The following is a 5,895-nucleotide window of genomic DNA, read 5'->3' as shown; positions in this document are numbered from 1 at the left end:
AGCCAGAACCTTGACCCTCAACACCGAACCGAAACATACATGAAAGGCGGGTCACTTCTCGGTGGAAATGCCGGGTCAGTTCTCAGTGAAAATCAACAGTCGGAGCGAGGCTGGCGAACGTCACAGGCTGGTCTATGGCGCTCGGCGAGCGCGCGCCGTGGGGAAGCCTCACCGACATCGAGAAGGTTGAAGCGGGAGCTGTAGGCTTCGCTCTTGCACAATCCCCGCTGGAGGAGTTCCTTGGCGAGGTTTGCGAGAGTTGGAACAGCACGCACCCAGCCACAGTAAGACCCAAGACCCGCGGATTTATGGCCTGGCTGGGAGGCAACATCCAGAACCCAGACTACGCGCCATTGCTGGATTGGGTCCGTGAGCATGCGATCGATCATCAGCCTCTCGGTCCGGGTGACACGTTTCTCGGCCCCATCACTCGCCGAAGCCTGCATTCCATCTACTCAGCGTCGAAGGAACACGGGGTGCATCCGAAACGCTTGAGGAAGCTCCTGGTGCAAGCGGGCATCGTCCATCGGGATACGACCGGCATGTCAGATTCCCAAGTCGTGTTTCGGGTTGAAGCTGCACACCATCTAATCTCGGCCGCGGCCGAGGAGATCATCGGCGAAGACGCTCGGGTGTATTTGGGCATGACCCGCGTGCAGTGGGACCAGATCCGTAAGGCAAAACTCATCGACACCCTCTTCCCGGAAAACGACGAGACAAGGCGGGCGTACTCCAGAGCGGAGTTGGACCGCTTTCTCGAGAGTGTCCGATACGAGAAGGGTGAAGGCGCTGACCTCGTTTCGATCGCCAGAGCAGTCAAAATTGCCGTGGCCGGCTACGTCGACGTGGTGACGCTTCTGCGCGACCGCCGCCTCGACCGGGTCAGCATCGATTCATCACGCAAGGGCTTTGCCGGAATTTTAGTCGACGCGCATGAGGTGAAACGAAAGGTCCCCAGGCCTACCTTGGCTGGGCTGACTTCAAGACAGGCGGCGCAGCGGATCGGCGTGGCCATCGACACCGTGCATGCCCTGACAGGGTTCGGAGTTCTACCGTCCTCTGTACAGCAGATGTATGGGGGGGGGCGGAAGGCTCGCCTCATCAGTCCTACGGATGTTGCTGCATTTCTTGCCGAGTACATTCCGCTCCCGGAACTGGCCGATCGGCTCAACGTCAGTTTTTGGCCAAGGCATGCTTGCCGGATCATGGAAGCAGAAGGTGTACTTCCAGTTTTCGACCGTGGGATGATCCGCACAATAATTTACCGACGTGCGGACGTCCTTCCAATCTTGGCGCTGGTCCCATGACGGTCAGATAATAAGTCATCGCCTGCACGCAGGCTCGCTACTTCCGACCCCGCCTTGAGCGGGGTTTTTTGTGCCCGAAGGAACCCTGCAGAGACAAACCTTAGGTCGCACTGGAGACAGTTTGGTTCGCATGTGGCGGAAAAATCCCAGTAAAATCAGCGTCGCCATCATTTCCAGCGACAAACCTTAGGTGCATCCACATAAAGCGCAACACCATCGGCCCGATCGTACGATCGGGCCGATTTATTTAAACCGTCAAAAAAGCGATTCTTGGATTTCGTTCTCAACCCCATGATCGAGCCGGATCACACCATTAATAAGCCACTGCGGATAGGCTTTGTGGGTCCCCATCGCGAGAACAAAACCTTTCTTCGAATACTCGACTCCAAATCTTTCCGTCATTTTTCGCAACGTTTCTGTTTCGCCATAAAGCCGCTGCCATTTGAGAAAAGTCGCCTCTATCTCCCAGTCCTGACAAGTTCCTTCACGTGACCCATCTGCCGTTTCGTATTTATACTTGAAGAGAAATGGAGCTGGTTCATACGGAACTAAGCTCTTGTCCAGAAACCCAAACAGGCTATTCGCCTCTTGATCGTGCCACTTACGAAATCGTGCTTTCTCCTCCTCAAACGTAGCACGATCTTTTCTTTCAATCACAAACTCAGCGTTTAGCGGTCGAATGAGTGCCAAACTTCGACCTCGTTCCAGTTCAGTATTAAGACTGGAAACAACATGTCTGGCTAAGAATTGAGCTCGTGATTTTTCAGATAAACTGCCCGTTATTACGAGAGAACGATGCTCCAGCCTTCGGCTCTCGCTTCTGTGGTCGCCTTTAGGAAGGCTCCAGCCATACTCTATAGTATCCCATCTGCCAAACTTCTGGGCATCTTCTAGAGTCCGAAAAGCTACTGGGTATAGCCGAATCCAGTTACCGTTGAAATCTAACCCTGCACAACAGACCAGCTCCCCGTGAGTTTCTCCAACTCGCGGCGCCGCCTTCACCAAAATCACCGCCGAGTCGCGCTGAGATAGAGATGCCAATCACGCAGCCTTTAGACAAAAGCCTTTCGGTACGCCAAGATTTTTAATTGAACTCTTCCTGATTTTCAATATCTCTTCACAAACAATAGAGCGATGGCAGTCTTTGTGATCCCTTTCAAAACACATCAAGCAGATGTTTTTTGTTTCCGCCTGCAATGCCAAATCACGGATTAATTTTCCGGCCTCCTCATTAGCGATATGGCTTCTGAAAATTCGCTCGAACCGCTGCCGATCGCCACTTCGGGCAGCCAGCCGACCCTCTCTGGGATCACCGAGAATTTTTGTGTGCCGATAGTCGATCGCAGAATTTTCGAGATGTTTCCTAAGCGAGTTTTTGGAGAATCCGGGCTTTCTTGACAGGGGTAAATCTCTCACATCGACAAGCAATTCAACCTTTGCTGCCTTCAGTACGGATACGAAGTCGCCAATTTCAGAACCTTCGTAGCCAATTGTCAGTAGCGCCATGCGACATCTCATTTTCTGTTACCACGGTCATAGGCAATCAAACTTGTCCGAAGCGTGACGCACTATCAATCACTAGATCGCACATTAGTGACGCCGTGCGATCGCGGTTGGCTTCGGCCGGCGCCTACCCCGCCGGCAACACCCGCAGCGTCTGCTCGTCAAACAACGGCTCGTCCTGGCCTATCCGCACGAACAGCACCTTGCGCCCCTCACCCGCCGGCACCTCGAAATACTGGATGCCGTCAGGCATTTCGCCCCAGTCGCCGCAGGGTGGTTCGGGAACCTCGTCGGGATTGGCAAGCGCTTTCAGCTCTTTCGCATAGGCGGCGTCCGGGCTGAATGTGTAGCGTTTGACGCCGGCAGGCACGGTGCCCTCGGTGTAAGGCGCCAGCACGCAGCGGGCGCTGACGGCCTTGTCGGTCTTTTCCAGGAACAGGCGCTGCAAGGCGGCCTCGGCGGTTTCGCCGGGCCCGATGTCATACAACTCGACAAGAGGGTCGGCCGCGCCGCCATCGCTGTATTTGATGGCAAGCGCATTGCCGGCGAATTCGAAATGGATCTGGCGGAAGCCGAAGTCGCAGCGCTGCACCCAGGCGGCCAGCCCGACATTTTTGTCCGTCAGTCTTTCCCAGACGCATTTGTCGATCGGCGGGCGAGGGGGAGCGACTTCGTCCGCACGCGCCACGGTGATTGTCGTCGCGGATGCAAGCAGGGCGCTGGCCCAGATGATCGATCTCATGGCGCTATTCATCGCTGCATCCTGTCAAGGTGAAGGCATCCCACGCCGAGCCGTCTGGATTGGCGTTGGCGAAATCGGCTCCTTCGGTGAAAGCCACGCCGAAATCGGGCAAAAGCAGCCCTTTGGGCGCCGGTGTCGCTTCGCGCGAATTCAGCTGCTCGGCGCCACCGCCGGTCAAGGCATAGACTTGGCCCATCCAAATCCTGCACAGTCCGCTGCCGTCCTGCAGGCCCGCTTCGCGGTCGTCGTCGGTGCAGGTGTGGCGGATGGTGCCGAGCGGAAATGAATTCCTGCCGTTGGTCCAGGTGATGTCGGCCGGCAGGCTTGTGCCGGTGTTGGGTACGGTCAGCGAAAACACCTGCGCCGTCAGCGCCGCCGGCTCGTTGGCGAGCGGCCGAAATTGCACAACCGCACCCGAGCGCGGCTCGCGATAGGTGGCGTGGCTCAGCAGGCAGTCTTTTGCGAAGGCCGCCTGCATCGGGCCGAGCAGGCCCAGGAAAACGAAGGCGAGTTTGCGGATGAGCATCAGATGTCTCTGGGAAAGCGTTGCCTGGGTCCACAGTCGCATCATCCGCGCAAAAGCATAAGCGAAATCCGGAACGGCCGCGTTTATCCGCGCCGGGGCGAAAACTTGTCCTGTACCCACAGCGACAGTCTGTATGCTCAAGCGCAATGGCCGAAGGAGACAGGTGATGCGGCGTTTGGCAATGACGATGGCAATGTCCGTATTCGCGGGTGGCACGGCACTGGCGGCGGCGCCCTATATCGGGGCATGGTCCAGCGATCGGCTGAACTGCCATGCGGCCGCCGACATCCAGCGCGAAACTGTGTTCACTGTGGATCAGGCTGCCCTGTCGCTTCCCGAATTCGGCTGCGAGCACGCGACGTTTCGCAAAAGCCCGACCGGATGGGTGGTGCTGGCAAGCCAATGCTATGGGGCGGCCCCATCGCTCGAGGAGCCGTTCACGCGCGTCATCCATATCGTGAGGCATGGCGCCACGCTGCGGTTCACCTGGCCCGGCTTCGACAGCGGACCCCTCGTCCGCTGCTGAAGGCGTCCATCGCCTCAGAACAGCCCGACCAGAAACGCGGCGCCGCCGAGAAAGCCAGCCGAACAGACCCACAGCAGCCATAGTCCGCGCACGCGGCATTCGAGCACCGCCGAGGCGGGGTTGGCAGGGTCATAGTGGACGTCGACCTTGCTGCCTTCGACATACTGCCGTGCCTGGCCGCCGACGAGGCCGGGCAGCGAAGCCGTTACGGTGGCGCCGAAGGTCACACGATCGGCGCTGTAGCGCTGGCCGGCGACGCCATAGGAGTAGACGATGCGGGATTTGAAGACCGTGCGCCAGCGTCGATAGCCTGAATGGCTTTTGAGCGCCTGCAGGCCCGAGGCATCGATGCGGCCGGCGGTGACCGGCCATTTTGCCGCCTGCTCTGCCAACGATTTCTGGGCGAAACCCATGCGCAGGATAAACAGGCCCATGAACAGCAGCAGCGCTCCCGCGCCGAGGTTCTGCGGCTTGGGCAGATGCGGCCCGATCGCCTCCAGGACACCGCCGACGGAAAACACCAGCACCAGTGCGCCGACCACCAGTCCGGCCGAGAGTTGGACCATGAACTTGAAGGCGCCGTCCGGCATGGTGCGCTCGATCACGGCTTTGCTCGGATCAGCTGGATTGTAGAACACAGTCACTTCCGCGCCGCGAGGAAACTGCGCAAGGGTCTCCTTGACTTCGAAATTCCCCAAATTCTCCTTCACGCTGTAGCGCGAGCTTTGAAACTTCTTGCCGCCGACCTTGTATTCGAAGGTGATCGCCGGAAAATTGCGCATTTCGGTAGTATCAGTGCTGTTCGAGCCAACGCCCGAGCGTCTCACCTCACGGGCCTCGACGCGCGAGGAGATGATCTTTCCCGGTGTCGGCAGCCAGCGGCTGAGCGCCTTCACCTCTCGCCATTTCAGGAAGGTGATGAGCGACAGCATGCCCGCGACCACGCAGGCGAAGCCGACAAGCATGATCTTGAGTTCCAACTCGTCTCCCCCCAGAAGTGCAGGAGCCTGCACATAGACAGCATGGCGACGGCAAAGTCTTGTATTTTCGAGAAGCCGCCTCTCCAGAAAGGAACAGACCGTTTTCCTTTGATCCAGATCAACGCACACGCACCGCTCATGCTGTCTCCTCGACAGTCACCAAAGGGAGAACGAGCGTGTCGACTTACGACCTCATGGTTATCACCGCACTGCTAGGCCGTGTGGACGAATTTGATCAAGCATAGGCCTGCGGCGAAGCTTACGATTGAGCGGAAGTTTCGTGCGGTCTTTTCGCATCGCAGGGCGACGCG

The 5,895-nt window shown here is 57.9% G+C and carries 7 protein-coding genes; 2 read left to right on the top strand and 5 right to left on the bottom strand.

Annotated features, from left to right (window positions below; genetic code table 11):
* The first annotated feature begins 134 nt into the window (after positions 1–134).
* The gene (locus ASD12_RS24565) at positions 135–1,307 is read left to right on the top strand and encodes a hypothetical protein (RefSeq protein ID WP_056592459.1); all 1,173 of its coding nucleotides are present in this window, start codon (positions 135–137) and stop codon (positions 1,305–1,307) included.
* Positions 1,308–1,562: 255 nt separating this feature from the next.
* On the opposite strand, the gene ASD12_RS34415 is transcribed toward ASD12_RS24565, so the two are convergent.
* The 4 genes from ASD12_RS34415 to ASD12_RS24545 form a co-directional block, all read right to left on the bottom strand.
* Entirely contained in the window at positions 1,563–2,348 is a 786-nt protein-coding gene (locus tag ASD12_RS34415; RefSeq protein WP_156398648.1) for a hypothetical protein, read from the bottom strand.
* A complete protein-coding gene (locus ASD12_RS24555; protein ID WP_056592451.1) occupies positions 2,349–2,813 on the bottom strand; it encodes a DUF488 domain-containing protein in 465 nt (154 codons plus the stop codon).
* A 124-nt stretch (positions 2,814–2,937) separates the two neighbouring features.
* Positions 2,938–3,552 (bottom strand): hypothetical protein, encoded by a 615-nt coding sequence (locus ASD12_RS24550; RefSeq protein WP_244482965.1) that lies wholly within the window; start codon positions 3,550–3,552, stop codon positions 2,938–2,940.
* Between the two features lie 4 nt (positions 3,553–3,556).
* A complete protein-coding gene (locus tag ASD12_RS24545) occupies positions 3,557–4,078 on the bottom strand; it encodes a hypothetical protein (RefSeq protein WP_056592446.1) in 522 nt (173 codons plus the stop codon).
* A 166-nt stretch (positions 4,079–4,244) separates the two neighbouring features.
* On the opposite strand from ASD12_RS24545, the gene ASD12_RS24540 reads away from it, so the two are divergent.
* Positions 4,245–4,604: a hypothetical protein gene (locus ASD12_RS24540; RefSeq protein WP_056592441.1), complete on the top strand. Its 360-nt coding sequence runs from the start codon at positions 4,245–4,247 to the stop codon at positions 4,602–4,604.
* 14 nt (positions 4,605–4,618) lie between these two features.
* On the opposite strand, the gene ASD12_RS24535 is transcribed toward ASD12_RS24540, so the two are convergent.
* Entirely contained in the window at positions 4,619–5,584 is a 966-nt protein-coding gene (locus ASD12_RS24535; RefSeq protein WP_244482964.1) for a DUF3592 domain-containing protein, read from the bottom strand.
* Positions 5,585–5,895 lie beyond the last annotated feature (311 nt).

The organism is Mesorhizobium sp. Root102 (assembly GCF_001425625.1).
Classification (GTDB): domain Bacteria; phylum Pseudomonadota; class Alphaproteobacteria; order Rhizobiales; family Rhizobiaceae; genus Mesorhizobium.
The sequence above is the reverse complement of the archived record's forward strand: the minus strand, read 5'-3'. Positions and strand labels throughout refer to the sequence as shown.

Coding starts and splice junctions, on each gene's coding strand:
- ASD12_RS24565 (WP_056592459.1), top strand. CDS start 135: ATGGCGCTCGGCGAGCGCGCGCCGTGGGGAAGCCTCACCGACATCGAG.
- ASD12_RS24555 (WP_056592451.1), bottom strand. CDS start 2,813: ATGGCGCTACTGACAATTGGCTACGAAGGTTCTGAAATTGGCGACTTC.
- ASD12_RS24550 (WP_244482965.1), bottom strand. CDS start 3,552: ATGAGATCGATCATCTGGGCCAGCGCCCTGCTTGCATCCGCGACGACA.
- ASD12_RS24545 (WP_056592446.1), bottom strand. CDS start 4,078: ATGCTCATCCGCAAACTCGCCTTCGTTTTCCTGGGCCTGCTCGGCCCG.
- ASD12_RS24540 (WP_056592441.1), top strand. CDS start 4,245: ATGCGGCGTTTGGCAATGACGATGGCAATGTCCGTATTCGCGGGTGGC.